Source organism: Pseudomonas sp. SWRI92 (assembly GCF_014268685.1).
GTDB classification, from domain to species: Bacteria; Pseudomonadota; Gammaproteobacteria; order Pseudomonadales; family Pseudomonadaceae; genus Aquipseudomonas; species Aquipseudomonas marvdashtae.
Genome location: NZ_JABWQY010000001.1, coordinates 767,703 through 794,383 on the forward strand (window position 1 = coordinate 767,703; position 26,681 = coordinate 794,383).

Genomic DNA, 26,681 nt, shown 5'->3' on the forward strand with positions numbered 1-26,681 from the left:
CGAACCTCATTGGATTCACCGTCATTTAAGCCCGACCTTGTACAACGCACCGTCGCCCTCATCCGTCAGCACATACAGGAAGCCATCCGGGCCCTGGCGAACGTCACGGATTCGTTCGCTAAGATCACCCAGCAAGCGTTCCTCATGGACGACCTTGTCGCCTTCGAACTCCAGTCGGATCAAATCCTTGGAAACCAGCGCTCCGATGAAGACGTTACGCTGCCACGCCTTGAATCGGTCGCTGTCGTAGAACGCCATCCCGCTCAGGCCCGGCGATACCTGCCAGACATGGTGCGGGCCCTCGGTGCCTTCGGCAGTCTTGCCCTGGGCTTCGGGAATTGGCGCGCCGGAGTAATTGTCGCCATGGGTCGCCAGGGGCCAGCCATAGTTCTTGCCACGTTCGATGATATTCAACTCATCGCCGCCCTTGGGTCCGTGCTCGTTCTCCCACAGCGTGCCGTTCCAAGGGTTCAACGCCGCGCCCTGGGGATTGCGAATGCCGTAGGACCAGATTTCGGGCCGGACGTTTTTCTGGCCAACGAAAGGATTGTCGTCCGGCACCTTGCCGTCGGGGTAGATACGCACGATCTTGCCTTGCAGCTTGTCCAGGTCCTGGGCGGTCGGGCGGTCGTTGTTTTCCCCCAGGGTAATGAACAGGTAGCCGTCCCGGTCGAACACCAGGCGCGAGCCGAAATGGTTGCCCGTGGAAAGCTTGGGTTGCTGGCGGAAGATCACATTGAAGTCTTCCAGACTCTTGAAGTCTTCGGACAATTGCCCGCGCCCGACGGCGGTGCCGGCCTTGCCGTCCTTACCCGCCTCGGCATAGGAAAGGTAAACCGTGCGGTCCCGCTTGAAGTCCGGCGACAGCACAACGTCCAGCAAGCCGCCCTGGCTCCGAGCCCAAACATCCGGCACGCCGCTCAGCGGTGCTGAAAGCTTGCCGTCCGGGCTGACCCGCCGCAGGTTGCCCGATCGCTCCGTCACCAGCATTCCCTGCTGATCCGGCAGGAACGCCACGGACCAGGGGTGCTCGAGTCCGCGGGTCACCGTTGTCACTTCGACCGTGCCCTCCTCGCTTTTCATTTGCTGGGGCTGCGCGGCAGAGACCGGCGTGGCAAGGGTTAGAACAGCGCTGGCGCAAAAGGCCGCCAGGAGTGTTTTACGGATCATGCACACTTCCTTCTGTGGTATGAAAAAAGACCGATCTAGCGATTCCCGTTATTGCTGTTTCTGGGCGGCGTGGGCGCCTCGATCGTCGGCCGCGCAGAACCCGATGGCTGCCCGGAGCGCGGGTAGCCGTTACCGATGCCGCCGTTTTCCAGGGTCGGTGGCCGGGGAACGGGCACGGTCGGGTTGTTGCCAATGCCCGGCACGTTGGGCTGGGTGCCCTGCATGCTGTTGGGATTGGCCCGGCGTATCGGGCTGTTATAGGGATTGTTATTGCCCGGCGGATTCTGCGCCACGATCACCGAACCCTGGTCGAAGGATGCGGCCTGGGCAGTAGCCGTCAGCAATAGCGCAATGGTGGCAATCATCAGCCTGTTCATTGGAATACCTCTTGGATTCAGGCATATCGAAAACACGCTACGCCGCAGGTTCGCGGTTGTTAAGCGAAATGTCCGCGCGAAGATGTAACCAGGCATCTCTGGAACGCCCGTTCCGCTGGCGCGATGGCCGCAGCCAGCCGGCGCGCGGGGGAAACTTTTGCCGACACCCGGAGGTCACCAGAGAGACTCATTTACCGGCAAGGAAAATCCACCATGGCACGGGCAATCTGGAAAGGCGCAATCAGTTTCGGGCTGGTCCACATTCCCGTGGCGCTGGTATCGGCCACCGCGTCCCAAGGCGTGGATTTCGACTGGCTGGACAAGCGCAGCATGGACCCGGTGGGCTACAAGCGCGTCAATAAGGTCACCGGCAAGGAAGTGACCAAGGACGACATCGTCAAAGGTGTGCAATACCAGAAAGGCCAATACGTGCTGATCAGCGAAGATGAAATCCGCGCCGCCCACCCAAAATCCACCCAGACCATCGACATCTTTTCCTTCGTCGACAGCGAAAAAATCCCCCTGCAGAACATCGACAAGCCCTATTTCCTGGCGCCCGACAAACGCGGCGGCAAGGTCTATGCCTTGTTGCGCGAAACCCTGATCAAGACCAACAAAGTGGCGCTGGCCCATGTGGTGTTGCATACCCGCCAGCACTTGGCGGCCCTCATGCCTTTGGAGTCGGCCCTGGTGCTGGTGATGCTGCGCTGGCCCGCCGAGGTGCGCGAGCTCGACGTGCTGGAGCTGGGCGACGAAGTGACGAGCCCGACGCTGGCCAAGGGCGAGCTGGAGATGGCCAAGCGCCTCGTGGAAGACATGAGTGGCGACTGGGAACCCCAGGAGTACCGCGACAGTTTCGAGGACAAGATCATGGAGCTGGTGGAGAAGAAGGCCAACGAGGGCCGGCTCGAAGCGGTGGAAACCGACCCTGGCGAAGAACAGCGCAAGACCGCCGATGTCATCGACCTTACCGAACTGCTCAAGCGCAGCCTGGGCGGCAAGGGCAAGGCGCCGGACAAACCCGCCGAGAAGCCCGCGGCAAAATCCACCAAGACCCGCAAGCCCGCTCCCGCTAAAAAAGCCACCAAGGCCTCCCGGGGCTAACCCCGAGGCGCCAGCAACACAAGGGAATCTGTCATGGCCAAGGCCGAGAGTGAATATGCCCGTCTGTCCGATGCCGCGCTGGACCCAGCATCAGCTCCCCAGCCCCCCGGGAAAACCGCGCTGCCCGATCGACTGTTGCCGCAGCTGGCGACACCGGTCGAGCAACCGCCGGCCGGCGAATGGCGCTACGAAGTCAAGTTCGACGGTTATCGGCTGCTGGCCCGCATCGAAGGTGGCGAAGTTCGTTTGTTCAACCGTAATCAGCTGGACTGGACCGACCGGCTGAAACTGCATGCCGATGCGCTGGCCGAATTAAATCTGGATAACAGCTGGCTCGACGGCGAGCTGGTGCTGCTCGATGACACCGGTCACTCCGATTTCGCGGCGCTGCGTCAAGCCTTCGAAATCGGCCGCACGGTAGACATGGTCTATTTCCTCTTCGACGCGCCTTTTCTCAACGGCGCGGACCTGCGCCAGGCGCCTGTCGAAGAACGCCGCGCCGCCTTGAAAAAAGCCCTCAGCAATAATGGGAACAAGCGCGTGCGCTTCTCCGAGGCGTTCTCCGCCAGCCAGGGCGATATATTTGAAAGTGCCAACGCGCTCGCGCTCGACGGCGTGGTCGGCAAGCGCCTGGGCAGCCCGTATGAATCGCGACGCAGCCCCGACTGGGTGAAACTCAAGTGCCGATTGCGCCAGGCCTTCGTCATCGTCGGGTTCACCCGCCCCCAAGGCAAGCGTCACGGCTTTGGCGCGCTGTTGCTGGCGGTCAATGGGCCATCGGGTTTGGTTTACGCCGGTCGAGTCAGCAGCGGGTTCAGCCAATCGCACATCAAGCAGTTGCATGAGCAACTGTGCACGTTGGAGCGTGACGCTTCGCCGCTGGCGGAACCGCTCAACGGCACGCGTAGCCGCAGCGTGAAATGGGTCGAGCCGACCCAGGTCTGTGACGTCGAGTTCACCGAATGGACTCGGGACGGCTTGGTCAACCAGGCGGTCTTCCTTGGATTGCCCCACGACAGGCCCTCGGGCACGATCATCCGCGAGCAACCGATGCCGATAAAAGCCGAGCCGACGAAACCCAAGTACCGCGGTAAAACCCGCACCGTGGAAGTCGCCGGGGTAAAGATCACCCATCCCGAACGCGTCATCGACAGCGTCAGCGGTGTGCACAAAGACGAGCTGGCCCGATATTACGCGGACATCGCTCCGTGGATCCTGCCGCACCTCAAGCAGCGGCCAGTGGCCCTGCTGCGCGCGCCGGACGGGATTGGCGAAGAGCAGTTCTTCCAGAAACACGCCGATCGCCTGGAGATTCCCCACATCAAACAGCTCGACCCAGCGCTGGATCCTGGCCATGCCGCGCTGATGGAAATCGACGACGTCCCATCCCTGGTCAGCGCGGCGCAGATGGGTACGGTGGAATTGCACACCTGGACCGCGACCCATGACCGGATCGAGTCGCCGGACCTGTTCGTCCTCGACCTTGACCCCGACCCGTCGCTGCCCTGGAGCGCCATGATCGAAGCCACCCGCATGACCCTGTCATTGCTCGACGAGCTGGGTTTGCAGGCGTTCCTCAAGACCAGCGGCGGCAAGGGCATGCACATCGTCGTGCCGTTGGCGCGCAACGAAGGCTGGGACGTGACCAAGGCGTTCGCCAAGGCCATCTCGCAATTCATGACCCGGCAGATGCCGAAGCAGATCACCGCAACCATGGGACCAAAGAACAGGGTCGGCAAGATCTTCCTCGACTACCTGCGCAACTCGCGCGGCGCCAGTACGGTGGTCGCTTACTCAGTGCGCGCGCGGCCAGGGCTGCCGGTGTCGGTGCCCATAGCGCGGGCGGAGCTGGACGGCTTGCGTAACGCCCAGCAATGGGACATCTACACCGCCCTGGAGCGGGCCAAGGGCTTGGGCGCCGATCCGTGGGAAGGCTACAGCCATCGCCAACGAATCACGGCGAGGATGTGGGAACAGCTGGACGCGCAGAAACCCGGGGACTGAACCATCAGATCCAGATGAACAGCGCCAGCAAACCACCGAAGAACGCCCATTTCTGCAGGTAATAGAGCGTGCGGTTGCGCTTCTTCAGGGCTTTGCCTTGCAGGCGAATCTTGTAGAGCCTGGAAAACGCTCGATTCAGCGCACCGGTCTTGTCGCTGGCCGCATCGTTGGGCGCGCCGGCAGCCGCCATCACGGTACGGCTGAACCAGCGGTTGAAGGCAGTGGCCCAACGAAATTTCATCGGCCGCTCCACGTCGCAGAACAAGATGATGCGATTGTGTGGCGTAGTGTTCTCGGCGTAATGAATGAACGTTTCGTCGAACATCACCGCCTCGCCGTCGCGCCAATGGTAATGCTCGCCGTCAACGTTGATGTAGCAGCCGGCCTCGTTGGGCGTTTCCAGGCCCAGGTGATAACGATAGGACCCGGCATACGGATCGCGATGACGCACCAGCTTCGAGCCTGGCGGAAGTTCGGCGAACATCGCCGCCTTGATCGAGCCGATGCTCTGCACCAGTTCAGTGGTGCGTGGGCAAAGCTTCATCGCCGAGGGATGGCTGTCGCCGTACCATTTCAGGTAGAAGCGCTTCCAGCCGGTCTTGAAGAAAGAGTTGAAGCCCACATCGTCATACTGATTGGAACGCTTGATCTCCCCAGCCCGCAGCAGGTTCTTGCCTTCGGCGCGGATTTCTTCCCAATGGGCTTGCAATGGACTCAAGTCGGGGAACTGCTCCGGGCTCAGGAATGGCTTGTTGGGCAGCTTCGAGCACAGGTACAGCAGGCAATTGATCGGCGCGAGAAAGGACGAGTGATCGCTCAACTGGCGCCCGAGCTTGTGCCGTACGCGCCCACGCAGGTGCACATAGCCAATGGAAAGGAGGTAGATCGCGACAATGATGAGCTTCACGGGATCGGTCTGGTCCAGGAGTGAACAGGCTGCTGCTCCTGGCCAGCCAAGCGGCAATGGAGAGCGTCGAGTGTGATGGCGATTTAGCCACAATTTGTAACTGAAGGTTATCCCTCAGTTGTGAAAAACTGTCTTGCCTGGGTAACACCCTATCGTTAATGCGGCCAGATCAGTACAATCGCCGCCAAATATCACGCGCCCCCTTGGCCGATACCGGAAAACCCGGCTTCGGCGCAACTCCACTCGGTCCAGGCGCTCCGTATGCAGCTGTCCTCTTATGCCGGATGGACCCTTGCGCTTGCGACCGCGAAGCCTCTAGCGCGGTGCGGATCGGCGCAAACAGGTACTGAACAGGTACTGCCGCACCCTTAGCTACTCTGAATGTTCCGCAGGATAAACCTTTGATCTCTACAGCTAACATCACGATGCAGTTCGGCGCCAAGCCGCTGTTCGAAAACGTCTCTGTCAAATTCGGCGCGGGCAACCGCTACGGCCTGATCGGCGCCAACGGTTGCGGCAAGTCGACCTTCATGAAAATCCTCGGCGGCGACCTCGAGCCGTCCGGCGGCCAGGTCATGCTCGAGCCGAACGTGCGCCTGGGTAAACTTCGCCAGGATCAGTTCGCCTACGAAGAATTCACCGTGATCGATACCGTGATCATGGGCCACGAGGAACTGTGGAAGGTCAAGGCCGAGCGCGACCGCATCTACTCGCTGCCGGAAATGACCGAAGAAGACGGCATGGCCGTGGCCGAGCTGGAAACCGAGTTCGCCGAAATGGACGGCTACACCGCCGAATCCCGTGCTGGCGAATTGCTGCTGGGCCTGGGTATCGGCATCGAACAGCATTTCGGCCCGATGAGCGAAGTCTCGCCGGGCTGGAAGCTGCGCGTGCTGCTGGCCCAGGCGCTGTTCTCCGATCCGGAAGTGCTGTTGCTGGACGAACCGACCAACCACCTGGATATCAACACCATCCGCTGGCTGGAAAACGTGCTGACCCAGCGTTCGAGCCTGATGATCATCATCTCCCACGACCGTCACTTCCTGAACAGCGTCTGCACCCACATGGCGGACCTGGATTACGGCGAGCTGCGCCTGTTCCCGGGCAACTACGACGAGTACATGACCGTGGCGACCCAGTCCCGCGAGCAATTGCTGTCGGACAACGCCAAGAAGAAAGCGCAGATTTCCGAACTCCAGTCGTTCGTCAGCCGCTTCTCGGCCAACGCCTCGAAAGCCAAGCAGGCCACCTCCCGCGCCAAGCAGATCGACAAGATCCAACTGGCCGAGGTCAAGCCTTCGAGCCGTGTCAGCCCGTTCATTCGCTTCGAGCAGACCAAGAAATTGCACCGCCAGGCGGTCATCGTCGAGCGCATGGCCAAGGGCTTTGACGGCAAGCCGCTGTTCAAGGACTTCAGCTTCACCGTCGAAGCCGGCGAGCGCGTGGCGATCATCGGCCCGAACGGTATCGGCAAGACCACGTTGCTGCGCACCCTGGTCAATGAACTGAAACCCGATGCCGGTACCGTGAAGTGGACCGACGCCGCCGAACTGGGCTACTACGCCCAGGACCATGCCCACGACTTCGAAGATGACGTCAATCTGTTCGACTGGATGGGCCAGTGGACTCAGGGTGGCGAACAACTGGTTCGCGGCACCCTCGGCCGGATGCTGTTTTCCAACGACGAGATCCTCAAGTCGGTCAAGGTCATCTCCGGTGGTGAACAGGGCCGCATGCTGTTTGGCAAGCTGATCCTGCAGAAGCCGAACGTGCTCATCATGGACGAACCGACCAACCACTTGGACATGGAATCCATCGAAGCGCTGAACCTGGCGCTGGAGAACTATCCGGGTACGCTGATCTTCGTCAGCCACGACCGAGAGTTCGTCTCGTCCCTGGCCACGCGGATCATCGAGCTGAGCGCCGACGGCGTGGTCGACTTCAGCGGCACCTATGACGATTACCTGCGCAGCCAGGGTGTGCTGTTCTAAGGGCAGCTTCGAGCTGTAAGCTTCAAGCGGCAAGTGAAAGGCCCTGTCCATGTGACAGGGCTTTTTGTATGGCAAGGGTAAGAAACTTTTGTGCGCTCCATTGCTTTCGCGAGGCTATTAGTTAGCCTGCTTTCTTTTCTCCCCTCCTCGCGCCATGATGAAGCTCTCCTGCCGCTGCCCGCGAACGAGCCCATGCCCACGCCCCCATCAGCTCCCAGTTCCCTGTCGATCACCCTGCAGATCGTCTCCATCGTTTTCTATACATTCATTGCCTTTCTCTGCATCGGCCTGCCGATTGCCGTGTTGCCTGGCTATGTCCATGACCAACTGGGCTTCAGCGCGGTGGTGGCCGGGCTGACCATCGGTTCCCAATACCTGGCGACGCTGCTCAGTCGCCCCATGGCTGGACGGCTGTCGGACAGCATTGGCACGAAGCGGGCAATCGTCTACGGTTTGCTGGGAATTTTGCTCAGCGGCGTGCTGACGCTAATCTCAACGGTGCTGCAGGACTTTCCTCTGCCAAGCCTGTTGATCCTGATTGCCGGCCGGTTATTGCTAGGTGTCGCCCAAGGGCTGATCGGCGTCGGTACGATCAGTTGGTGCATGGGCCAAGTCGGTGTGGAACACACGGCCCGTTCGATTTCCTGGAACGGCATCGCTTCCTACGGCGCAATCGCTATCGGCGCCCCGCTGGGGGTGGTGATGGTCGATGGGTTGGGTTTCGCCAGCCTGGGCATCGCCTTGTCACTGCTCGCTGGCATGGCATTGTTGCTGATTCGCAACAAGCCCTCGGTACCGGTCGTTCGTGGCGAGCGCCTGCCCTTCTGGGCGGTGTTCGGGCGCATTTCACCGTTTGGCGCCAGCCTGTGCCTGGCTTCGATCGGCTACGGCACACTCACCACCTTCATCACCCTCTTCTATCTCAGCCGCGGCTGGACCGGCGCGGCGTGGTGCCTGACGGTGTTTGGCGTGTGCTTCATCCTGGCCCGGTTGTTGTTCATTTCCAGCATCGCCCGCTTCGGTGGCTTCAGTTCGGCCATTGTCTGCATGAGCATCGAAACCCTGGGGCTGGTGTTGCTTTGGCTGGCGCCGTCGACCGCGTTTGCCTTGGTCGGCGCGGGACTCGCCGGCTTCGGACTGTCGCTGGTGTACCCGGCGCTGGGCGTGGAGGCGATCAAGCAGGTGCCCAACAGCAGCCGGGGCGCCGGACTGAGCGCCTACGCGGTGTTCTTTGACTTGGCGCTAGCGATCGCCGGGCCGTTGATGGGCGCGGTGGCGTTGAACCTGGGCTACTCGTCGATCTTCTTCTTTGCAGCCTTGCTGTCAATCATCGGGCTGGGGCTGGCGTTGCTGCTGCGACGGCGAGCGGAAAGAGTCGATCACTGATCGGCGGTCCTCAGGCCGGCCCGGGTCGGCTTGCCCAGTGCCTGGCTGAAAAAGCGGCTGGCCTCGGAGATCATCGTGCGGTGGATGTCCTTGCGGTCGACGCCATCGGCATCGGTGCACAGCGCCGGCATCGCCGCGATCTGCTCGTCCGTGCAAGGCGCCATGAAGACAAAGTGCCCTGCCCCGGCCAACGTCTTGAAATCCGGCGCGGTGGGCAGCTTGCGAGCCAGCGCCGCGGCATTCTTGTCGAAGGCCACCAGCTTGTCGCCGTCACCGCTATATAGCAGCACCGGCACATGGACGTCGGCCAGCGTGTGCCGACCGAACTTCAAACTCAACGGCGCCATCAGCAATAACGCACGGACCCTCGGGTCGGCCACCGGCGACAAGTCGTCGCGGTCGGCAATCAATTCGCCCTGGGTGTTGCAGGCGTCACGGTCATCCGGGCGTTCCTGGCAGTAGCGGCGCAAGCGATTGAGATCCGGGGTGGCGCCGGAAAGGATCAAGGCGGTTTCGCCGCCGGCGGAATAACCGATGACACCCACCTGCCCCGCGTTGACGTAAGGCGAGAGCATCGGATCGTTCAATGTCGCGGTGATCGCTTCGGAGATCTGGATCGGCCGCCCATACAGATTGCTCAAGGTGCCGAGCCGACTGTGGTCCTGGGCGTTGTCGCCGGGATGAATCACCGCCACCACGACAAACCCCTTGCGCGCCAGCGACGTGGCCAGGTCATGCAGTGCCAGCGGCGTGCCGGTATTGCCGTGGGACAGCATCAGCAGCGGGAAACGGCCGATGGCGATCTGCGCGTTGGGCGCGGCGTCGATCTGGTAGCCGCCCAGCGCGCTGGATTGTTCCCCGGCAATCGACGGATAGAACGCGATGGCATGCATCGGCTGGTGATCCAGCGGATCGAGAAAACTCAGCTCGTGAAAACCGGCGCTCCAATGCGGATGTGGCGCCGGCGCGGCCTGCACCGAACCGAACCCGCTCAACCCACAAAGCAACAGCGCTGCACCAAGACGTGTCATCGAATTTTCCACCTTCACCCACCGATCGGGAGCCCATTGGCTCACGGTTCCGGTCGTGCATGATCTGCGCCATGAATCCCGGCGCCGAATGCAGGAAAAACCCCGCATCCCAGCCATCCATTGACGACGAGAATACAGGGTTTTGCGAAGGTTGCCCGCAGAGCTTGGTGGCTTTACGCAAGCCTTACGCGGCGGCGAATTGCTGGCTGATCTGCAGCTTGGCTTGGCTCATGCCCTTGGCGCGCATGTCGTCGCCTTTGGCCAGGCCTTCAGCACGGACGAATTCAATGTCGGTAATGCCAAGAAAGCCGAACATGTGCTTGAGATAGTCTTCGTGGCCCACGCCACTCGGCTGTCCGGCATGCAGGCCGCCGGCGGTGGAAACGATCACCAGTTTCTTGCCGCCGCATAGACCTTCAAAGCCTGCATCGCCGTAGCGGAACGTTTGGCCAGCCACTGCGATACGGTCGATCCACGCCTTAAGCTGGGTCGGGATGGTGAAGTTGTACATGGGTGCGGCGATGACCAGCGCGTCTGCTGCCTGGAACTCGGCCATCGTTTCTGCGCTGAGCTCAGCCTCGTACTTGAGCGCGGCATCGCGCAGTTCGGCGCTGGTGCCGGCGGCGACCAGGGTTTGCGCGGAGAAGTGGCTGATGGCATCGGTGGCGAGGTCACGGTAGCTGACCGTCATGTCCGGCTCGGCGGCTTTCCAGGCCTGCACCAGTTCACGGCTCAATTGGCGCGAAGCCGAGTTGTCGCCAAGGATGCTCGAATCGATATGCAACAGTTTCATGTGAATGCTCTCCTGAGTGAGGATCGCAACCAGGCGATCAAGTGCGAACAATCCTATCGGTGAAACCAATAGCCGATAAGACCGCAAGAATGCGATAGTTCGTCCCACACACAGGACAATCGAAGTCAATATGCAAGACCTCAATGATCTGTACTACTTCGCCAAGGTGGTCGAAGCCGGTGGCTTCGCGGCCGCCGGACGCTTGCTGGGCATCCCCAAGTCGCGCTTGTCACGGCGTATCGCCGAGTTGGAAGAGCGCCTCGGCGCCCGCCTGCTGCAACGCACCACTCGCCAGTTGAAGCTGACGGCAGTGGGCGAACGCTACCTGAGCCATTGCCAGGCCATGTTGCTCGAAGCCGAGATGGCCGACGAGGCGGTGGCGAGCATGTCCAGCGAACCCCGTGGGCGATTGCGAGTGTCGAGCCCGGTGGGGCTGGCTCATCAATTCCTGCCCGTGATCATCGAAACCTTCCTGGCGAAATTTCCCTTGGTCCAGCTGGAAATGACCCTGCTCAATCGGCGCGTGGACCTGATCGGCGAAGGCATCGACGTGGCGTTGCGCGTGCGCGACGTGGGCGACGAAGACCCGCTGCTGATGACCCGCCGCCTGCGCCAGGCCCGACTGACGCTGGTCGCCAGCCCGGCATTCGTCGAAGGACGGCGAATCGAAACCCCGGACGACCTCAAGCAACTGCCGGTGCTGGGGGCACTGGACGCCGATCGACTGGTTCATCTGCGCCTGCTCGACCGCAGTGGGCAAAGTACCGAACTGGCCCTGGAAGCCCGCCTGGGCATCGATGATTTCATCGTGCGCCGCGCCTGCGCCCTCGCCGGCCTGGGCATTACTTTGCTGCCGAGCATGTATTGCGAGCAGGAGTTGCTTGACGGCAGGTTAGTGGAGTTGCTGCCTGGATGGTCATCGCCCGATGGCTGGCTCCTGGCAGTCTATCCTCACCGGCGCGGTATGCTGCCGGCGGTGCGCGCCTGGATCGATCATCTGGTGGCGGCTTTTGAACAATGCGGGGACAAAACGATATGAGTTTGAGCGAAGAGGACGTCGCACGATTTTGCCTGGGCTTGCCAGGCGCCAGGGAAGATTACAAATGGGGCGGCGTGCGAGTGTTCTCCGTGGCCGAAAACAAAATGTTCGCCCTGCAAAACCTGCGGGGCGACTCATTGGCGTTCAAGGTCGACAAGGACCTGTTCCTCGGTCATTGCGACCGCCCGGGCATTCACCCGGCGCCTTATCTGGCGCGTGCGCAATGGGTCATCATGCAGGTCCCCTACCCGCTGGGGGCCGACGAGTTGCGTGATTTGTTGCAACGCTCTCATCAACTGGTGGTCAGCAAGTTGCCCAAGCGCACGCAGGTTGGGTTGCTGTTGTAGACGCTCACGGCGGTCATCAGGCCGTCGCCAGCCCCTTTCCGGCCCGCTCCAGATTGCGCCAGAGCCACGGAGGCAAGACGTCCGGGTCGAGGCTGTCGATCAGGTTCTTCAGCGCCAGGCCCAGTTCGGTGTCGCCTTCGATGACCAGTCGCCTGCGGAAGAACAAGGTGTCGGGATCTTCCTGACGGCTGGCCAATAGCAGGAATTCGCGCCAATTGCCGCTGATGCTGACCTGGGCGTCGGCCCGCTCGGCGATGCGCAGCCCATCGTGGGCCAGTGTCAGGTACCAGCACAACTTCAGGTCCGATACCCGCAGGCACAGCCAGCGCCCGTGCAGCACGTCGAAACCGCCATCGCGCAGCGGTTCGGCCAAGCAACGGTTGAGCGCCTGCTGCAAGGCCAGGCGTTGGACCAGGAACGGCACCTTGCCCGCCAGCGGCAACAAGCGGTCGGCGCCCTTGAGCAGCCATTTTTTCGGACTCAACACAGGCCCGCCTCCTCGACTTTCATCATGCCAGCGTGGCCGTGCCAGTATCCGTTGCAACCATCGACGAACAGCGGTGGCGCTTCGCCCTGACGGACCTTGTCGAAGGCTCTGACCACCTCGTCCATGCCCTGTGCCCTCGGACTCAGGCGCAGCACATCGGCGCCACTTGCCAGCAGCGCGTTGTAATCGGCCAACAGGTTCGTCACCTCGCCGGACATCGTCTGAATGCCGTTCAAGGTGAACAACAATTGTCCTTCCTGGCTGCTCAGCGCCAGTCCGTCGGGGTAGTTGATGCAACAGAACTGGCAGTCGTCCTTGGGCCGGTTTTCGGCCCGGGCGGTAAAGCAGCGCGCCGAATAGGCCAAGGGCAGATGGCCGTAGGCGAAGATTTCCACCTCGGGCACATTCCGATCCATCTCACGCACCTGTTCCAGCACATCGCCGATCAGCGCCGCCGAACATTCCACCGGCGGCACCCAGCGGATCATGCCGCAGTCGAGCAACTGCGCCAGGGCGTGGCCGTTGTACAGATTCAACGCCGGCCCGCCGACAAAGGGCAGCTTGCGCTCGGCCATGAACTGCACCGCGCCCATGTCGTTGGCTTCCACCAGCAACTCGCCGTTGTCACACAGGCGCCGCAGCGAGGACAATTCCGAGGCCGCTTCGATCAGCGTCAAACTCGACAACACAATCTGCGCCTGGCTGCACTGTTGCAGCTCACGGCCCAAGCCCAGCCATTGGTCCAGGGAGAATGCCCGACGCTTCGAACAGACGGTTTCCCCCAGGTAAATCACATCCAGCGGCAAGGCCGACATCTCGGCGTAGAAATTTCCCAGTTGCGCTTTGTCCCAATAGAACAGGACCGGTCCCAGGCTGAGTTTCATCTGGCCTCCCTCATTGCCATGAACGGTGGTAGGCACCCAATGTGGTCTGGCTGCCCTCGGACAGACCGGCCAACACCTGGCGCCATTCTTCGCGAACCCGGAACCGCTGGGGCGCGGCCTGGTGCGCATCCAGCGCGGCGCGCCAGACCCGGGTCACTTGCTCGACGTAGGCCGGGCTGCGCTGGCGACCTTCGATTTTCACCGCCTCGACGCCGATGGCCGCCAGTTCCGGCAGCAGGTCCAGCGTGTCGAGGCTGGTGGGTTCTTCCAGCGCATGGAAGCGCTTGCCGCCCACCAGGAAACGACCCTTGCACAGGGTCGGGTAGCCGGCCGGTTCTTCGGGGGTGTAGCGGTCGATCAGCACCTCGCTCAAGCGCGCGCTCAGCCCTTGGGCGTCCTCGCTCCAGCGCACCGCTTTGGCCGGCGAGCAGACGCCACAGAGGTTCGGCGATTCGCCGGTCACGTAGGAAGACAAGTGGCAGCGACCTTCGGCCATGATGCACAGGCTGCCAAAACCGAAGACTTCGATCGGCACCGGACTGCCCGTCGCCACTTGCCGCACCTGGGCCAGGGACAGCACACGCGGCAGCACGGCGCGGCGGATGCCGTAGCGCTGGGCGTAAAACGCCAGGGCCGCCGCGTGGGTCGCCGAGCCTTGTACCGAGAGGTGCAGCGCCAGCCGTGGGTGTCGTTGGCTGGCGTAGCCGAGCACGCCGGGGTCAGCGGCGATGAGCGCATCCACGCCGAAATCGGCGGCGCGATCCACCGCGCGCTGCCAGCGCTCCCAGCCCTTGGGTTGCGGATATGTATTGACCGCCACGTAGAGTTTGCGTTGATGCTGGCGGATGTGCGCGACCGCCGCGTCGAACTGTTTGTCGTCCATGTTCAACCCGGCGAAATGCCGGGCATTGGTGTCATCGCGAAAGCCGACATAGACGGCATCGGCGCCTTGGCGCACCGCCGCTTTGAGGGCTGGCAGATTCCCTGCCGGGCAAACCAGTTGCATGGGGCATCCTCATCAGAAAACGCAAGCGCCGCCAGTCTAGCCAGCCCGGCGGCGGTGACCTTGACGGCGGTCAATTGCCGTCAATGCATCAGGCTCGCGAACGGCAAGTACATCACCTGGTCGTGCTTGTGCACTTGCGCCTCGCGCTCCACCACCGCCAGCCCATCGGCCCAGCACGCGGCCGTCAGCATCGCCGAGCTTTGCTGGGGATGCAGTTCGACGCACAGGTGTCCGTGCGCACCGGGGACCAACCTGGCCCGCAGGTACTGCCGACGACGGTTGCGCTTGTGCCAGTCAAACCCGGCGGGCACCTGCAACGGCACGGGCAACACGTCGCTCATGCCCTGGGCGCGGAACAGGAACGGGCGCAGGACGATCAACGCGGTGATCAGCGCCGCCGAGGGGTTGCCCGGCAGGCCGATCCACGGCTTGCCTTCAACGTCACCGAACGCCAGGGGTTTGCCCGGCTGGATTGCCAGGCGCCAGAGGTCGATACGGCCCAAGGCCTTGATGGCGCGCTTGAGATGGTCTTCCTCGCCCACCGATACGCCGCCCGAGGTGATCAGCACGTCGCATTCGGCTGCGGCCAGGCGCAACGCTTGTTGACTGGCCAACAGCTGGTCAGGCATGACACCAAGGTCGTGAACCTCAAAGCCCCACCCGCGCAACAACGCCGCCAGGCTATGACGGTTGCTGTTGTAGATCTGCCCCGGCGCCAGTGGCTCGCCCGGTTCACGCAACTCGTCACCGCTGCTGAGCAAGCCCACCTGCAACGGACGAAAAATTTCCACCCGGGCGATGCCAGCGCCGGCCAACAGCCCCAGCTCCTGGGCACGCAAGCGAGTGCCGGCGCCGAGCAGGCGATCGCCCCGGCGCAGCTCTTCGCCTTCCTCGCGAACATGGTCGCCGCGATTGGCCGCCGGCAGCCAGATACGGCCGTCATCGACCCGGCAGCTTTCCTGCGGCACGACCGTGTCGGCGCCCGGCGGCAACGGCGCACCGGTAAAGATACGCACGGCCTGCCCCGCCTGGAGTGGCTCGCCCGGCCCATCGCCTGCGGCGATCCTTCCGGCCAACGCCAGGTATCCACCGCCAGCAGGCAGGTCAGCGGCCCGCACGGCGTAGCCGTCCATCGCACTGTTGTCCCAAGCCGGCAGGTTCATGGGACACAAGACATCGCTGGCTAGCACCCGCGCCAAGGCCTGATCCAAAAGCACCCGTTGCACCGGCGGTGGCGGCGGCGCCTGGTCAAGCAGATGCCGGATCGCTTCGTCCACCGGCGTCAACACGCCGCTGTCACACACACCGCCGCTCATGCGCGTGTCTCGCAGGCTGTCGGAGCTACACCGTCCTGCGGCTTGAGGTGCGGGGTGAAATTGCACGGCCCGGTGCGGCTGTCCAATTGCCCGGCCAGGATCTGCTCCCAACCGGTCCGGCACGCGCCCGGCGAGCCCGGCAGGCAACACACCAGCACACCGTTGCTCACGCCCGCCAAGGCACGGGACTGCAGGGTGGACATGCCGATCTCGGCCAACGACACCTGGCGGAACAGTTCGCCGAAGCCATCGACATGCTTGTCGAGCAATGGCGCCACCGCTTGTGGCGTGTTGTCGCGCGGGGTGAAGCCGGTGCCGCCAGTCATCAGCACCACCTGCACCTTGGGGTCGGCGATCCACTGCGAAACCCGCGCGCGGATCTGATAGATGTCGTCCTTCACCAGCCCTCGGTCGATCAGCACATGCCCGGCGGTTTGCAGCAGATCCGCCAGGGTCTGGCCCGAGGTGTCGGTGTCGAAGGTTCGAGTATCGCTGATGGTCAGCACCGCAATGTTCAGCGGTTGGAAAAGGCGTTGCGTCAGATGGGCCATGATCAGCCGTCCTGTCAGAAAAAAGATGGCCCAGCCTGAACCGCAATCGGTGCCGGGCCTATTCCTCCATGGAGGTACCTCCCTCGGCGCTCAGGGCGCCAGGCGGCTGCGCTGCCAAAGGCCGTCGTGCAGCCGATAGTCGAGACGGTCATGCAGGCGGTCAGCGCGGCCCTGCCAGAATTCAAGTCGCTCAGGCCGCAGGCAATAGCCGCCCCAATGTTCGGGACGCGGAACCGGTTGCCCGGCGAAACGCTGTCCGACTTGCGCCAGCAAAACCTCCAACACGGCGCGATTGTCCAGCGCACGGCTTTGCGGCGAAGCCCAGGCCCCCAGGCGACTGGCGACGGAGCGGGAATGGAAGTAGGCGTCCGACAGCGTCGGGTCAAGCTTATGGACCTGCCCTTCGACGCGCACCTGTCGCTCAAGGCCCGGCCAGAAAAACGTCATGGCGGCCCAAGGATGGGTCGCCAGATCCTGCCCCTTGCCGCTGTCGTAGTTGCCGAAGAACGAGAAGCCTTCTTCGCCAAACCCCTTGAGCAACAGGATCCGGCAATGCGGTCGCCCCTGCTCGTCCACCGTCGCCAGGGCCATGCTGTTGGCTTCCACCGGAGGGCTTTCGGTCTCGCGGGCCTGTTGCATCCAGAGACTGAACAGGGTCAGCGGATTCTCCGGAGCCTGGGCTTCGTCCAGCCCGTCACGGGTGTACTGGCGGCGCATGTTGGCCAGGGAAAGGGGCATGACCGATGTCTCCACTGTGGGTTTGGCCCCAGTGTGGTATCGACAGCGTTGGCTCGCCTTGATCGTTGTCAATGCCGGTTGTTGCATCGAGGCCGCAACACGGTTTCGCTGGCGCTACTTGAGCCCCAACCGCCGCGCCAGTTTATGCAGGTTGCTTGGGTCGATTTCCAACAGCCGCGCGGCCCCCGCCCAGTTCTGGCCGCAGCGCTCCAAGGCCTTGAAGATGGCTTGCCGCTGGCAGTCGTCGACCGTCGCACTCAAGGGCCGCAACGGGACCTCAAGCGATTCCTGCGGCGCGCAGACCGTGGCCGTGCTGGCATTGACGTCCAAGTCGAGCACTTGCGGCTCCAGGGTCATGATCAGGCTGCGACTGGCGCCACGGCTCAGTTGTTTCAACGCCGCTCGGCTGATCACGTGCTCCAGCTCCCGCACGTTACCGGGCCAGGTGTAGGCCAGCAGCGCCTGCTCGGCGGCCGGCGACAGGCGTAGCCCGCGCAAGCCCAATCGCGTGCGGTTAAGTTCGAGAAAGTGACCGGCCAATATCAACACATCGTGGCCGCGCTCGCGCAGCGGCGGGATTGGCACTGGATAGACCGATAATCGGTGGTACAGATCGGCCCGAAACAGCCCGTCGCGAATGCTGTCGGGCAGGTGCCGGTTGGTCGCGGCGATGATCCGTACGTCAACGTGCAACGGCTTGTCCGCCCCCAGGCGCTGGATCTCTCCGTTCTGCAAGGTACGGAGCAACTTGGCTTGCACGGTCAACGGCAACTCGCCGACTTCATCGAGAAACAGCGTGCCACCGTTGGCCGCGTCGAAGCGCCCGGCGCGGTCGGTCGTCGCTCCGGAAAACGCGCCTTTGACGTGGCCGAACAATTCACTTTCGGCCAGGGACTCGGGTAACGCCGCGCAATTGACCTGCACCAAAGGCTTGTGCCCGCGTCGGGAAAGACGATGCAAGCGTCGGGCAAACAACTCTTTGCCAACGCCGGTCTCGCCCAGCAACAGCACCGGCAGTTCGGAATCAGCCAAGACGTCCAGTTCGTTGAGCAACTGCTGCAAGCCCTCGCTGCGCCCGAGGATTTCGCCCTCCACGGCCGGCAGGCGCAGGTCCGTCTGGTCGCTGCGCGACGCCCGCAGGCTGCGGTTCTCCTGCTCCAGCCGGGTGACCCGCACCGCCGCCTCGATCTGCAAGGTACAGCGCTTGAGTTCCTCCCGGGCGCGGCTGTCGAAGGTGCCGGCGTGCAATGCATCCAGGGTGATCGCGCCCCACAGGCTTCCTTCCACATAGAGGCTCACACCCATGCAATCGTGCACCGGCAACGGCTCGCCGACGTGGTGATCGAGCAGGCCGTCGTAAGGGTCCGGCAGGCGGCTGTCGGGTTCGAACCAGGTCGGCTCACGCGATGCCATGATCGCCGCCAGACGCGGATGCTGGGCGATCACGAACCGACGGCCCAGCGCTTCGTGCACCAGGCCCACGGTCGCCACGGGCCGGAGGCTGTCGTCGTCCAGACGCAGCAAACCGACGGCGCCACTGTTGAAATATTCGCGCAGGGTCTGCACCAGGCGCTGCAATCGCACGGCATTGGGCAGCTCGACAATCAGGTCGGCGGCCAGGCTTTCACGCAGCATGGTAGTGATGACCCTCCAGGGTTCGTTTGACCCCTCGCAGCCAAGGTGAAAATCACCTTGTCATGAATTTATCTATTTACTTTCAAGCAGTTGAACCCTGGCACGGCGACTGCAATGCCCGTTCATCTGTCCCTTCCGGGATTCAACCCAAGGAAACATGATGAGCCTCGACCTGCTTGAACAAAGCCTCGGCCAACTGGCCTGCGACATTCCGGGCGCTACCCGGACTTTTCATCACTACAACCTCGACTTCTGTTGCGGCGGACAAAAGACCCTGCGCGAAGCCGCGCTGGGCAAAGGTCTGAACCCCCTGCTGATCGCCGACGCCCTGCGCACCCTGCAAGCGGCTGGCGAGCTGGGCCACGACTGGCGCAACGAGCCTCAGTCGCGGTTGATCGCCCACATCCTCGAACGCTACCACGCCCGCCACCGCGAACAACTGCCAGAACTGATCCGCCTGGCCCGGCGTGTCGAGCGGGTGCATGGCGCACGGCCCAGTTGCCCCAACGGTTTGGCCGACCATTTGGCAGACCTGTACCAGGAGCTTGAAGGCCACATGCTCAAGGAAGAACAAGTGCTGTTCCCGATGTTGCAACAGGGCCTGGGCGAGCGAGCCTCGGCGCCGATCCAGGTGCTGCGCTACGAACACGACCAGCACGGTGAAGCCTTGGAAACCATGCTCGCCCTCACCGACCAGATCACCCCACCGGCCGACGCCTGCAACACCTGGCGCGCGCTGTATCGCGGGCTGGTGGAGCTGCGGGATGACCTGATGCAGCATATTCATCTGGAAAACAATGTGCTGTTTGTCAATGCGATGAAGCCGGTGCATTGATTGAAAACTCCGCAGCCGTACCGGTTGCGGTGTTCAAGACCAGGTGTTCAAAACTGCCAGTAGAACATCCCCTTCGCCAACACCACGATCAGTAGCATGTGCCCGAGGATACTACGCCGCAGCCAACAGGCCCGGTTCGGCGTCAACCGTCCGCGCTTGAGCCAATAGGCCAGCCAGACGTAATGCCCGACGATGCTCAGGGCCAACAGGATCTTGAAACTCAGTAGCAGGCCGAAACTGCTGTCCAGCGGCTGCGCCAAGGCGCCGCGATGGTGCCAGGCCAGGCCGATGCCGGCGCTGTACAGCACGAGCACGACGCCATGCAGTACGTGCCGTGAACGCTTGGCGATCGCTTGGTCGGCAGCCTCGCGGGTGCCCTGCGCCAGCGGCCGGCGAGCGGCCTGCCAGATGATCACCTCGAAGAACAGCGTGCCAATGAAGGCGATGGCCGCCAATAGATGCGCGACCAGCAAAACCCCGTACATTATCGATCATCTCCGTGCGGCCGATTCATCCAGGATGCCCATCCACCCGCGCCTGCAGCAACATCGGGCCATAGCGCCAGGCGTACAGGCCAAACGCCAATAACCAGCAAAGGCCCGCCAGCCAAAGCGCGGGCATCGGCAAGAGCAACACCAGTAGCACTCGACTGAAACACGCCAGGTTCAACAAGATGAAGGCCAGCGTCATGCCCGTCGGCGGTTCGAGTGGACGCCCGGTATGGCCGAGACTGACGCGGGCGATCATCGCCAGGATCAGCCCGGCCATGGCGCCGATGGTCAAGGCATGCACCGCCAGGCTCGGGTTCAGCGGCGCGCCGAAGTGCCACAGCGCCATACCCAGGCACGCCACGGCCAGCCAAGCGTAGGCCAGGTGCAACGACCACAACAGCGGCACCCGCCACAGCCCGCGATCATGCCAGCGCACCAGTCGAATCCCGTGCCCCACCGCCAACGCGGTGAACAACAGGCCGACCCAGACGCTGGCCGACAATGCCGGACCGAAGGCATACAACAACGCCACCAGCGCCGAACCCGCCAGCAACAGGCGGTCGAGCCACGGCCAAGGGGCCACGCTTTCGACCCGACCGAGGCCACGCTGGGTAAAGAACGGAATCACCCGCCCGCCAATCAACCCCATCATCGCCGCTACCAGCCACAGGCCGGTGAGCACGCTTTGACGCTGCAGGCCTTCGTCGTGTTGTACCAGGCCGTACACCGACAAGCCATCGGCGGCGGCCAACAGCAGCAATACCAGCACGATCGGGTAATTGCGTTTCTGCCGCACGCGCCACAACGTCAGGCCCATCAGTGCTGCCACAGCCAAGGCAAAACCCATTTCCAACGCCATCAGCAAAGGCCAGGGCGCATCGGTCAGCCAGGCCAGCCGCGCGCCCATCCACAGCAACGCCAATGCGGCCAAGCGCTTGCCGCTGAGCCCGGGGCTGCCCGTCCAGGTCTGCACCGCCGTCAGCAGGAATCCGGCGATGATCGCCAGGCCGAAACCGAACAACAATTCATGACGGTGCCAGGCCAGCCAGCCGCCGGCCGGTTGCCAATTGCCCAACCGTCCGCTGAACGCCGCCAGCCAAAAGGGAACCGCCAGCAACGCGAGCACGCAGCCGCCGAGAAAGAACGGCCGAAACGCCAGGCGCCACAACGGCGCGATGGCCATGGCCTTGCGACGATCAAGCACTTGCATACACAACTCCTCTGTCCCCGCTGGACCTCTGCGAGGTACGACAAATCAGGATTCCAATGATGGGCTATCGACGCAAGCGGGCCTTGTCTCAGATCAAGCCAGCTCGTTAGCGACGCTCACCTCGAACAGGCACTTGCAAGGGGCTTGCCGTTGTGGGAGCAGAGCTTGCTCGCGATGAACGATAACGCGGTCCGATCGTTCCCACGCTCTGCGTGGGAATGCCGCTTCGGACGCTCCGCGTTCGGCTGCGGAATGGACGCAGAGCGTCCCTGGCTGCATCCCCACGCGGAGCGTGGGAACGATCAAATAGGGTGCTTATAACCCTTTCGTGGTTGTTTTTACCCTAAAACATTCGGGTCATTTTTACCCTTCCAGTCTTAACGCCCCACAAATCAAAGCTCCCAGGCCTGGCCCGGCTCTTGCTCAGGCACGGCATTACCTTCAATTGTCGGGGTCCCCATGAAATCCGCCGTGTTGCCGTTTACCTGGTTCGTCCTGCTATCTTGCGTCGTGGCACTTGCCAGCGGCTTGTCCCTGAGCCTGGTCTGATCCCGCTCACTTCTTCGTTAAAACAAGGATTCACGCCATGGTGCTCCACCGTGTCCATCACCAGATTCTGCGCAGCCATCATCTGTTCGAGCCGCTGAACGAAGAGCAGCTTGACGAGCTGATGAGCCACAGCCAACTGTTGAGTATCGACAAGGGCGACCCACTGTTTCGCCAGGGCGAGCCGGCCCAGGCGTTTTACTTCGTGATTTCCGGCGCGGTGAAAATCTACCGCTTGACCCCGGACGGCCAGGAAAAAGTCTTCGAGGTGATTGGCGAGCGCCAGACCTTCGCCGAAGCCATGATGCTGATGGACACGCCCAATTACGTCGCGTCCGCCGAAGCCGTCGGCCCGACCCAGCTGTACCGCTTGTCCAACGCCACATACATGCGCCTGTTGCAAAGCAACAGCCGACTGACCTTCGCGCTACTCGGCAAGCTATGCGTTCGCCTGCATCAACGGGTCAACGAGATTGAAACCCTGTCGCTGAAGAACGCCACCCACCGGGTGGTGCGCTATCTGCTGACGCAATTGGTGCGCCTGCAAACCGTCGACAGCCAGTTCGAATTGCCGATGGCCAAGCAATTGATCGCCGGGCACCTGTCCATCCAGCCGGAAACCTTCTCGCGGATCATCCGGCGCCTGATCGATGAGAAAATCATCACCCAGGACGGTCGCCAGATCGCCATTCTCGATCGCCTGCGACTGGAACAGTTCGAATGAGCTGCCTGTATTGCCAACATGCCAACCCCGTCGATGCAAGCGAGTGCAGCCAATGCGGCATGCCCCTGCCGTTCGAGGCCGCAATGGCCGGCGAACGCCGGCTGCGGCGTTTCACCTGGTTCTGCGTCGGGCTGACGCTCTTCTGCATCGTCATGTTCTTCTGGTTGCCTCGCAGCATCGCCTGATTCCTCAATCCTGAGTCAACTGTCGGTACAACTGCGGCAAGCGCAGCGGCAGTTGCTCGGGCTGGCGAATCAGGGTGTAGCCGTTGGCGCCGAACATGTACGGCAGGTAGTCCCCCGCTTCCCGGTCGATGGTAATGCAGAACGGTGTCAGCCCTTGGCGCCGGGCTTCCAGCACGGCCTGGCGGGTGTCCTCGACGCCGTAGCGGCCTTCGTAGAGGTCCAGGTCATTGGGTTTGCCGTCACTGATCAACAGCAACAGTTTTCGCCGCCGCTTGCACCCGGCCATACGTTGGGTGGCTTGGCGGATCGCGGCGCCCATGCGCGTGTAGTAACCGGGCTTGAGGCCCTGGATCCGGCCGCGGGTCTGGTCGTCGTAGCGCTGGTTGAATGCCTTGAGCTCGTGCATCCGCACGTTCTGGCGGCGCAGGGAAGAAAACCCGTACAAGGCGAAATCGTCCCCCAGCACAGACAGTGTTTCAGCGAACAGCAACAGACTGTCTCGGATCACATCGATGACCCGGTGCTCATCATTGAGGTGGGCATCGGTGGACATCGACAGGTCGGCCAGCAGCAGGCAGGCCAAGTCTCGGCGGGTCTGACGCTGGTCCAGGAACAGGCCGCGTTCGCTGCACTGCCCGTGTTGGCGCTCGACGTGGAAGTCCAGCCAGGCTTGGAGGTCCAGCTCCGAGCCTTGGGTCTGCTGGCGCAGCCATTGGCGATCGTTGCGCAGGTGCTCGAACTGGCGGCGCAAACGCTGGGCCGGTCCGCGCAGGCGTAACGGCAGTGGCTGGGGTTCGCAGTCGCGGGGAACATAGGTCTGCACGCTGACGAAATCCGCTTGCAAGCGTTGTTGGCGATAGTCCCACTCCGGCAGGCGAATGCCCTCGCCCAGCGGCAGGTCATCGACATCGGCCGGCGGCAGGTCCAGGTGCAGTTTCAGGCCGCCGCCCTTGCGCAAACGGGTCCGGGAAAGGGTCAGCTGATCGAGGTCTTCGGCGACGCGGGCGGCGTCCGGGTCTTCGCTGTCGTCCGACCAGCGATCCAGGTCCACGTGCTCGGTCCAACTGAACAGATTTTCCAGGCGCACGATCAGCAGGCCACCGTCGCGGCTGACGTCATCGATGCGCTCGGCGCGCTTGCGTCCACCTTTTTGCTCACCTGGCGGCGTCGCCAGGTATTGCTCCGACTCCTCCAGGTCCGCCGCCTGGGGAAGGGCCAGGTTTCGGGGCGGATACAGCCATAACGGCAACGGCCAGGCTGCCCGTTCGCTGCGCGGGAAATGCTCGACACTGCCCGGCTCACGCAGCGCCTGGCACAAGGCTCGCTCCAGCGCGGCTTCGGCCGGAGCCAGCGATTCAGGATCGGGGCGCAGCGACAGGTGCGCTTCCACCAGTCGCCGGTAGCGCGGGCGCAGCGCCGGGTAGCGCTTCAACACCGCCAGGGTCCAGCGCTGATTGTCGCGGCCCCAATGGGTCATCGGCCCCGACTGCGCGGCCAGCAACGCCAGCCAGCGATACAGCTCCTCGTTCAGCCCCACATCGGGAAACGCCGCCAGACTCGCCGGCAAGCGCAGATTGTCGCCGTCGCACCATGCCAGCGGTACTTGTTTGCAGGTGCCGGCGATCTGCTGCAAGAGGTTGCGGCGCACTAGCAGCTCGCGGTCGCTGGCCGCTTCCACGCCCTGGTGACGAGCACCGCCAGTGGCGCGAAACAGCACTTGCAGCGAGCGTTGCCGGGACACCAACTCGACCCGTGCCTCAGGAAAATCGGCACTGGCCCGGCGCGTGATGAACCGGTGCCAGACACTGCCGACCCATTCTTCCAGCTCCAGGGTGAATGCCATGGTTATTTCCTCTTGAGCCGAACCCATTGTGGCGAGGGGATTTATCGAAACGTCGCACCGCCCCGCTGGGGCGCGAAGCGGCCCCCTACATCCTGTCTGATACACCGCAGTAGCAGACATTTTGGGGCTGCTTCGCAGCCCAGCGGGGATAAATCCCCTCGCCACAAATGGGTCCGGATTAACAACTGTGATGACCTACGAAGGCACCACCGCCGCCGGCGCACGCAGGGCCGCGCGGCCACGTTGACGGAAGCTGAACAGGTAGCAGAGCAGCCCGGCCAGGAACCCGACGCCACTGACCAGTCGCGCCCAGAACAGCGGCTTCAAGTGATCCATCGTCGCCATGAACGGCAAGGCACTGCCATCCTCCATCCAACGCTGCAGCCAGACCTGGACAACACCGGCTGCGGTGAGGAACAAGGTGATCATCACCATGGACAGGGTCATCAGCCAGAAGCCCCAGATTTCCAGGCGCTGGGAGCGCTCGTCCGCGGCTTCACCCAAGCCGCGCAAGCGTGGCATGGCGTAGCTGATCAGGGTCATGACGATCATTGCGTAGGCACCGTAGAAAGCCAGGTGTCCGTGGGCTGCGGTCAGTTGCGAACCGTGGGTGTAGTAGTTGACCGGTGCCAGGGTGTGCAGGAATCCCCAGACGCCCGCACCGAAGAACGCGGTGACCGTGGTGCCCTTGGCCCACAAGGTCGCGGCGCGGTTCGGGTGCTGGCGACGGCGGTTTTTCACCATGCTGAAGGCGAACACAACCATTGCCAGGAACGGCAGCGGTTCCAGCGCCGAGAAGATCGAACCTACCCATAGCCAGACCTCGGGCGCGCCAATCCAGAAGAAGTGGTGACCGGTGCCGATGATGCCGGTGATCAGCGCCATGGCAATGATCACGTAGAGCCATTTTTCCACCACTTCGCGGTCCACGCCGGTGATCTTGATCAGGACGAAGGCAAGCATCGAACCCATGATCAGTTCCCAGACGCCTTCCACCCAAAGATGCACCACCCACCACCAGTAGAACTTGTCGCGCGCGAGGTTTTCCGGGTTATAGAAGGAGAACAGGAAGAACACCGCCAGGCCGATCAGCCCGGTCATCATCACCATGCTCACCGTGGTCTTGCGACCCTTGAGCATCGTCATGCCGATGTTGTAGAGGAATCCCAGGCACACCACCACGATGCCCATCTTGGTGATGGTCGGCTGCTCGAGGAACTCACGGCCCATGGTTGGCAGCAAGTCGTTGCCGGTGAACTTCGCCAGCGTCGCATACGGCACCGAGAGATAGCCCAGGATCGTCGCCACACCTGCGGCGGCGAACACCCAGAACAGCACCAGCGCCAGTTTCGGGCTGTGCAGTTCGCGGTCGGCCTCCTCCGGTATCAGGTAATACGCCGCGCCCATGAAGCCGAACAGCAGCCAGACGATCAGCAGGTTGGTGTGGACCATGCGGGCCACGTTGAAAGGGATCAGCGGGAACAGGAAGTCGCCGACCACGTATTGCAAACCCATGATCAAACCGAACAGCACCTGCCCCAGGAACAGCATCAGGGCAAACACGAAGTACGGTTTGGCGACGGCCTGCGAGGCGAATTTCAGATGCGGATTAGCCATGCTCATCTCTCAGCCCTCCTTGTTTGGCGGCCAGCCATTGGTGTTGATTTTCGAGCTCCATTTGAGGAACTCGGCGATGTCGTCGACTTCCTGCTCGCTCAGGTTGAACTGCGGCATGGCCCGACGGCCCGGAACGTTCAGCGGCTGCATTTTCATCCAGGCTTGCAGGAACGGCTTGAAGGCTTCGTCGCCCCCGCGCCGGTTCACCACGTTGCCCAGCTCCGGCGCAAAGTACGCGCCCTCGCCCAGCAAGGTGTGGCAGCCGATGCAGTTGTTGCGCTCCCAGACGCCCTTGCCGCGTATCACCGATTCCGTCAGTTGCGCCTGGTTGCTGCGCTCCGGAAAGGTCTGTTCCGTGTGGTAGGTCAGGGCCAGGAATATCAGGAAAAAGAAGATGCTTCCCCCGAAGTAAATATTCCTGGCCATGCCTTTGGTGAAGGTATCTGACATGGTCACTTCCTCAT

Annotated in this window: 26 protein-coding genes; 9 read left to right on the top strand and 17 right to left on the bottom strand. The window is 62.6% G+C overall.

The features are described from left to right. Nucleotides 1-21: 21 nt before the first annotated feature. Together HU762_RS03040 and HU762_RS03045 are read right to left on the bottom strand one after the other, a co-directional pair. The gene (locus tag HU762_RS03040; protein WP_186632713.1) at nucleotides 22-1,170 is read right to left on the bottom strand and encodes a PQQ-dependent sugar dehydrogenase; all 1,149 of its coding nucleotides are present in this window, start codon (nucleotides 1,168-1,170) and stop codon (nucleotides 22-24) included. Nucleotides 1,171-1,205: 35 nt separating this feature from the next. Beyond that, nucleotides 1,206-1,547, bottom strand: a complete 342-nt coding sequence (locus HU762_RS03045; RefSeq protein WP_186632716.1) for a hypothetical protein — start codon at nucleotides 1,545-1,547, stop codon at nucleotides 1,206-1,208. A gap of 213 nt (nucleotides 1,548-1,760) precedes the next feature. Between HU762_RS03045 and HU762_RS03050 the strand changes: the two genes are divergently transcribed. Both HU762_RS03050 and ligD read left to right on the top strand, forming a co-directional pair. Beyond that, entirely contained in the window at nucleotides 1,761-2,651 is an 891-nt protein-coding gene (locus tag HU762_RS03050; protein ID WP_186632719.1) for a Ku protein, read from the top strand. 33 nt (nucleotides 2,652-2,684) lie between these two features. Continuing rightward, nucleotides 2,685-4,655 (top strand): DNA ligase D, encoded by a 1,971-nt coding sequence (gene ligD / locus HU762_RS03055; protein WP_186632722.1) that lies wholly within the window; start codon nucleotides 2,685-2,687, stop codon nucleotides 4,653-4,655. 4 nt (nucleotides 4,656-4,659) lie between these two features. Here ligD and lpxO read toward each other — a convergent pair whose 3' ends face one another. Continuing rightward, complete coding sequence (gene lpxO / locus HU762_RS03060) at nucleotides 4,660-5,562, bottom strand: lipid A hydroxylase LpxO (RefSeq protein ID WP_186632725.1); 903 nt, start codon at nucleotides 5,560-5,562, stop codon at nucleotides 4,660-4,662. Nucleotides 5,563-5,963: 401 nt separating this feature from the next. Here lpxO and HU762_RS03065 point away from each other — a divergent pair, with 401 nt between their 5' ends. After that, nucleotides 5,964-7,553: an ABC-F family ATPase gene (locus HU762_RS03065; RefSeq protein WP_186610222.1), complete on the top strand. Its 1,590-nt coding sequence runs from the start codon at nucleotides 5,964-5,966 to the stop codon at nucleotides 7,551-7,553. Nucleotides 7,554-7,745: 192 nt separating this feature from the next. Continuing rightward, nucleotides 7,746-8,939, top strand: coding sequence for an MFS transporter (locus HU762_RS03070; protein ID WP_186632728.1), 1,194 nt, complete (start codon nucleotides 7,746-7,748; stop codon nucleotides 8,937-8,939). On the opposite strand, the gene HU762_RS03075 is transcribed toward HU762_RS03070, so the two are convergent. Both HU762_RS03075 and HU762_RS03080 read right to left on the bottom strand, forming a co-directional pair. Continuing rightward, nucleotides 8,933-9,970 carry a dienelactone hydrolase gene (locus HU762_RS03075; RefSeq protein WP_186632731.1) on the bottom strand — a complete coding sequence of 346 codons (1,038 nt, stop codon included), beginning with the start codon at nucleotides 9,968-9,970 and terminating at the stop codon, nucleotides 8,933-8,935. The genes HU762_RS03070 and HU762_RS03075 overlap by 7 nt on opposite strands. A gap of 184 nt (nucleotides 9,971-10,154) precedes the next feature. After that, entirely contained in the window at nucleotides 10,155-10,763 is a 609-nt protein-coding gene (locus HU762_RS03080) for an FMN-dependent NADH-azoreductase (protein ID WP_186632733.1), read from the bottom strand. Between the two features lie 130 nt (nucleotides 10,764-10,893). Between HU762_RS03080 and HU762_RS03085 the strand changes: the two genes are divergently transcribed. Beyond that, nucleotides 10,894-11,802 carry a LysR substrate-binding domain-containing protein gene (locus HU762_RS03085; RefSeq protein ID WP_186632736.1) on the top strand — a complete coding sequence of 303 codons (909 nt, stop codon included), beginning with the start codon at nucleotides 10,894-10,896 and terminating at the stop codon, nucleotides 11,800-11,802. Further along, nucleotides 11,799-12,149: an MmcQ/YjbR family DNA-binding protein gene (locus HU762_RS03090; RefSeq protein WP_186632739.1), complete on the top strand. Its 351-nt coding sequence runs from the start codon at nucleotides 11,799-11,801 to the stop codon at nucleotides 12,147-12,149. The genes HU762_RS03085 and HU762_RS03090 overlap by 4 nt, the downstream gene beginning before the upstream one ends. 16 nt (nucleotides 12,150-12,165) lie before the next feature. Here the strand turns inward: HU762_RS03090 and HU762_RS03095 are convergent, their stop codons facing one another. The 7 genes from HU762_RS03095 to norR all read right to left on the bottom strand — a co-directional run bounded on the left by HU762_RS03095 (nucleotide 12,166) and on the right by norR (nucleotide 18,766). Beyond that, the gene (locus tag HU762_RS03095) at nucleotides 12,166-12,636 is read right to left on the bottom strand and encodes an SCP2 sterol-binding domain-containing protein (RefSeq protein WP_186632741.1); all 471 of its coding nucleotides are present in this window, start codon (nucleotides 12,634-12,636) and stop codon (nucleotides 12,166-12,168) included. Next, nucleotides 12,630-13,520 carry a U32 family peptidase gene (locus HU762_RS03100; RefSeq protein ID WP_186632744.1) on the bottom strand — a complete coding sequence of 297 codons (891 nt, stop codon included), beginning with the start codon at nucleotides 13,518-13,520 and terminating at the stop codon, nucleotides 12,630-12,632. The genes HU762_RS03095 and HU762_RS03100 overlap by 7 nt, the downstream gene beginning before the upstream one ends. Before the next feature lie 10 nt (nucleotides 13,521-13,530). Continuing rightward, nucleotides 13,531-14,526 (bottom strand): peptidase U32 family protein, encoded by a 996-nt coding sequence (locus tag HU762_RS03105; RefSeq protein WP_186632747.1) that lies wholly within the window; start codon nucleotides 14,524-14,526, stop codon nucleotides 13,531-13,533. An 80-nt stretch (nucleotides 14,527-14,606) separates the two neighbouring features. Further along, complete coding sequence (gene glp, locus HU762_RS03110) at nucleotides 14,607-15,842, bottom strand: gephyrin-like molybdotransferase Glp (RefSeq protein ID WP_186632750.1); 1,236 nt, start codon at nucleotides 15,840-15,842, stop codon at nucleotides 14,607-14,609. Then, nucleotides 15,839-16,393 (bottom strand): molybdenum cofactor biosynthesis protein B, encoded by a 555-nt coding sequence (moaB, locus tag HU762_RS03115; protein ID WP_186632753.1) that lies wholly within the window; start codon nucleotides 16,391-16,393, stop codon nucleotides 15,839-15,841. Before moaB ends, glp begins: the two co-directional genes overlap by 4 nt. 90 nt (nucleotides 16,394-16,483) lie before the next feature. Beyond that, on the bottom strand, nucleotides 16,484-17,131 hold the full coding sequence (gene pdxH / locus HU762_RS03120) for a pyridoxamine 5'-phosphate oxidase (protein WP_186632756.1): 648 nt from the start codon (nucleotides 17,129-17,131) through the stop codon (nucleotides 16,484-16,486). A gap of 114 nt (nucleotides 17,132-17,245) precedes the next feature. Then, entirely contained in the window at nucleotides 17,246-18,766 is a 1,521-nt protein-coding gene (gene norR / locus HU762_RS03125) for a nitric oxide reductase transcriptional regulator NorR (RefSeq protein WP_186632759.1), read from the bottom strand. A gap of 160 nt (nucleotides 18,767-18,926) precedes the next feature. Between norR and ytfE the strand changes: the two genes are divergently transcribed. Beyond that, entirely contained in the window at nucleotides 18,927-19,601 is a 675-nt protein-coding gene (gene ytfE / locus HU762_RS03130; protein WP_186610178.1) for an iron-sulfur cluster repair protein YtfE, read from the top strand. A gap of 47 nt (nucleotides 19,602-19,648) precedes the next feature. On the opposite strand, the gene HU762_RS03135 is transcribed toward ytfE, so the two are convergent. Further along, the gene (locus HU762_RS03135) at nucleotides 19,649-20,086 is read right to left on the bottom strand and encodes a hypothetical protein (protein ID WP_186632762.1); all 438 of its coding nucleotides are present in this window, start codon (nucleotides 20,084-20,086) and stop codon (nucleotides 19,649-19,651) included. Between the two features lie 25 nt (nucleotides 20,087-20,111). After that, a complete protein-coding gene (locus tag HU762_RS03140) occupies nucleotides 20,112-21,302 on the bottom strand; it encodes an NnrS family protein (protein ID WP_186632765.1) in 1,191 nt (396 codons plus the stop codon). A gap of 586 nt (nucleotides 21,303-21,888) precedes the next feature. Between HU762_RS03140 and HU762_RS03145 the strand changes: the two genes are divergently transcribed. Together HU762_RS03145 and HU762_RS03150 are read left to right on the top strand one after the other, a co-directional pair. Further along, nucleotides 21,889-22,572, top strand: coding sequence for a Crp/Fnr family transcriptional regulator (locus HU762_RS03145; protein WP_186632768.1), 684 nt, complete (start codon nucleotides 21,889-21,891; stop codon nucleotides 22,570-22,572). After that, nucleotides 22,569-22,757, top strand: a complete 189-nt coding sequence (locus tag HU762_RS03150) for a protein DnrP (RefSeq protein ID WP_186632771.1) — start codon at nucleotides 22,569-22,571, stop codon at nucleotides 22,755-22,757. Before HU762_RS03145 ends, HU762_RS03150 begins: the two co-directional genes overlap by 4 nt. A gap of 4 nt (nucleotides 22,758-22,761) precedes the next feature. Here the strand turns inward: HU762_RS03150 and HU762_RS03155 are convergent, their stop codons facing one another. From HU762_RS03155 to HU762_RS03165, 3 genes are all read right to left on the bottom strand, one after another. Next, nucleotides 22,762-24,600 carry a VWA domain-containing protein gene (locus HU762_RS03155; protein WP_186632774.1) on the bottom strand — a complete coding sequence of 613 codons (1,839 nt, stop codon included), beginning with the start codon at nucleotides 24,598-24,600 and terminating at the stop codon, nucleotides 22,762-22,764. A gap of 195 nt (nucleotides 24,601-24,795) precedes the next feature. Beyond that, entirely contained in the window at nucleotides 24,796-26,223 is a 1,428-nt protein-coding gene (locus tag HU762_RS03160; protein ID WP_186632777.1) for a cbb3-type cytochrome c oxidase subunit I, read from the bottom strand. Nucleotides 26,224-26,226: 3 nt separating this feature from the next. Further along, a complete protein-coding gene (locus HU762_RS03165; RefSeq protein ID WP_003202495.1) occupies nucleotides 26,227-26,667 on the bottom strand; it encodes a cytochrome c in 441 nt (146 codons plus the stop codon). Between the last annotated feature and the right edge of the window lie 14 nt (nucleotides 26,668-26,681).

Bases quoted from the DNA above. Each gene is read 5' to 3' on its own strand.
- HU762_RS03050 (WP_186632719.1), top strand. From the start codon at position 1,761: ATGGCACGGGCAATCTGGAAAGGCGCAATCAGTTTCGGGCTGGTCCAC.
- norR (WP_186632759.1), bottom strand. From the start codon at position 18,766: ATGCTGCGTGAAAGCCTGGCCGCCGACCTGATTGTCGAGCTGCCCAAT.
- ytfE (WP_186610178.1), top strand. From the start codon at position 18,927: ATGAGCCTCGACCTGCTTGAACAAAGCCTCGGCCAACTGGCCTGCGAC.
- HU762_RS03090 (WP_186632739.1), top strand. From the start codon at position 11,799: ATGAGTTTGAGCGAAGAGGACGTCGCACGATTTTGCCTGGGCTTGCCA.
- HU762_RS03045 (WP_186632716.1), bottom strand. From the start codon at position 1,547: ATGAACAGGCTGATGATTGCCACCATTGCGCTATTGCTGACGGCTACT.
- HU762_RS03080 (WP_186632733.1), bottom strand. From the start codon at position 10,763: ATGAAACTGTTGCATATCGATTCGAGCATCCTTGGCGACAACTCGGCT.
- glp (WP_186632750.1), bottom strand. From the start codon at position 15,842: ATGAGCGGCGGTGTGTGTGACAGCGGCGTGTTGACGCCGGTGGACGAA.
- HU762_RS03135 (WP_186632762.1), bottom strand. From the start codon at position 20,086: ATGTACGGGGTTTTGCTGGTCGCGCATCTATTGGCGGCCATCGCCTTC.
- HU762_RS03105 (WP_186632747.1), bottom strand. From the start codon at position 14,526: ATGCAACTGGTTTGCCCGGCAGGGAATCTGCCAGCCCTCAAAGCGGCG.
- HU762_RS03075 (WP_186632731.1), bottom strand. From the start codon at position 9,970: ATGACACGTCTTGGTGCAGCGCTGTTGCTTTGTGGGTTGAGCGGGTTC.
- HU762_RS03100 (WP_186632744.1), bottom strand. From the start codon at position 13,520: ATGAAACTCAGCCTGGGACCGGTCCTGTTCTATTGGGACAAAGCGCAA.
- HU762_RS03160 (WP_186632777.1), bottom strand. From the start codon at position 26,223: ATGAGCATGGCTAATCCGCATCTGAAATTCGCCTCGCAGGCCGTCGCC.
- pdxH (WP_186632756.1), bottom strand. From the start codon at position 17,131: ATGCCCCTTTCCCTGGCCAACATGCGCCGCCAGTACACCCGTGACGGG.
- HU762_RS03040 (WP_186632713.1), bottom strand. From the start codon at position 1,170: ATGATCCGTAAAACACTCCTGGCGGCCTTTTGCGCCAGCGCTGTTCTA.
- moaB (WP_186632753.1), bottom strand. From the start codon at position 16,393: ATGGCCCATCTGACGCAACGCCTTTTCCAACCGCTGAACATTGCGGTG.
- HU762_RS03150 (WP_186632771.1), top strand. From the start codon at position 22,569: ATGAGCTGCCTGTATTGCCAACATGCCAACCCCGTCGATGCAAGCGAG.
- HU762_RS03155 (WP_186632774.1), bottom strand. From the start codon at position 24,600: ATGGCATTCACCCTGGAGCTGGAAGAATGGGTCGGCAGTGTCTGGCAC.
- HU762_RS03070 (WP_186632728.1), top strand. From the start codon at position 7,746: ATGCCCACGCCCCCATCAGCTCCCAGTTCCCTGTCGATCACCCTGCAG.
- ligD (WP_186632722.1), top strand. From the start codon at position 2,685: ATGGCCAAGGCCGAGAGTGAATATGCCCGTCTGTCCGATGCCGCGCTG.
- HU762_RS03145 (WP_186632768.1), top strand. From the start codon at position 21,889: ATGGTGCTCCACCGTGTCCATCACCAGATTCTGCGCAGCCATCATCTG.
- HU762_RS03085 (WP_186632736.1), top strand. From the start codon at position 10,894: ATGCAAGACCTCAATGATCTGTACTACTTCGCCAAGGTGGTCGAAGCC.
- HU762_RS03165 (WP_003202495.1), bottom strand. From the start codon at position 26,667: ATGTCAGATACCTTCACCAAAGGCATGGCCAGGAATATTTACTTCGGG.
- HU762_RS03140 (WP_186632765.1), bottom strand. From the start codon at position 21,302: ATGCAAGTGCTTGATCGTCGCAAGGCCATGGCCATCGCGCCGTTGTGG.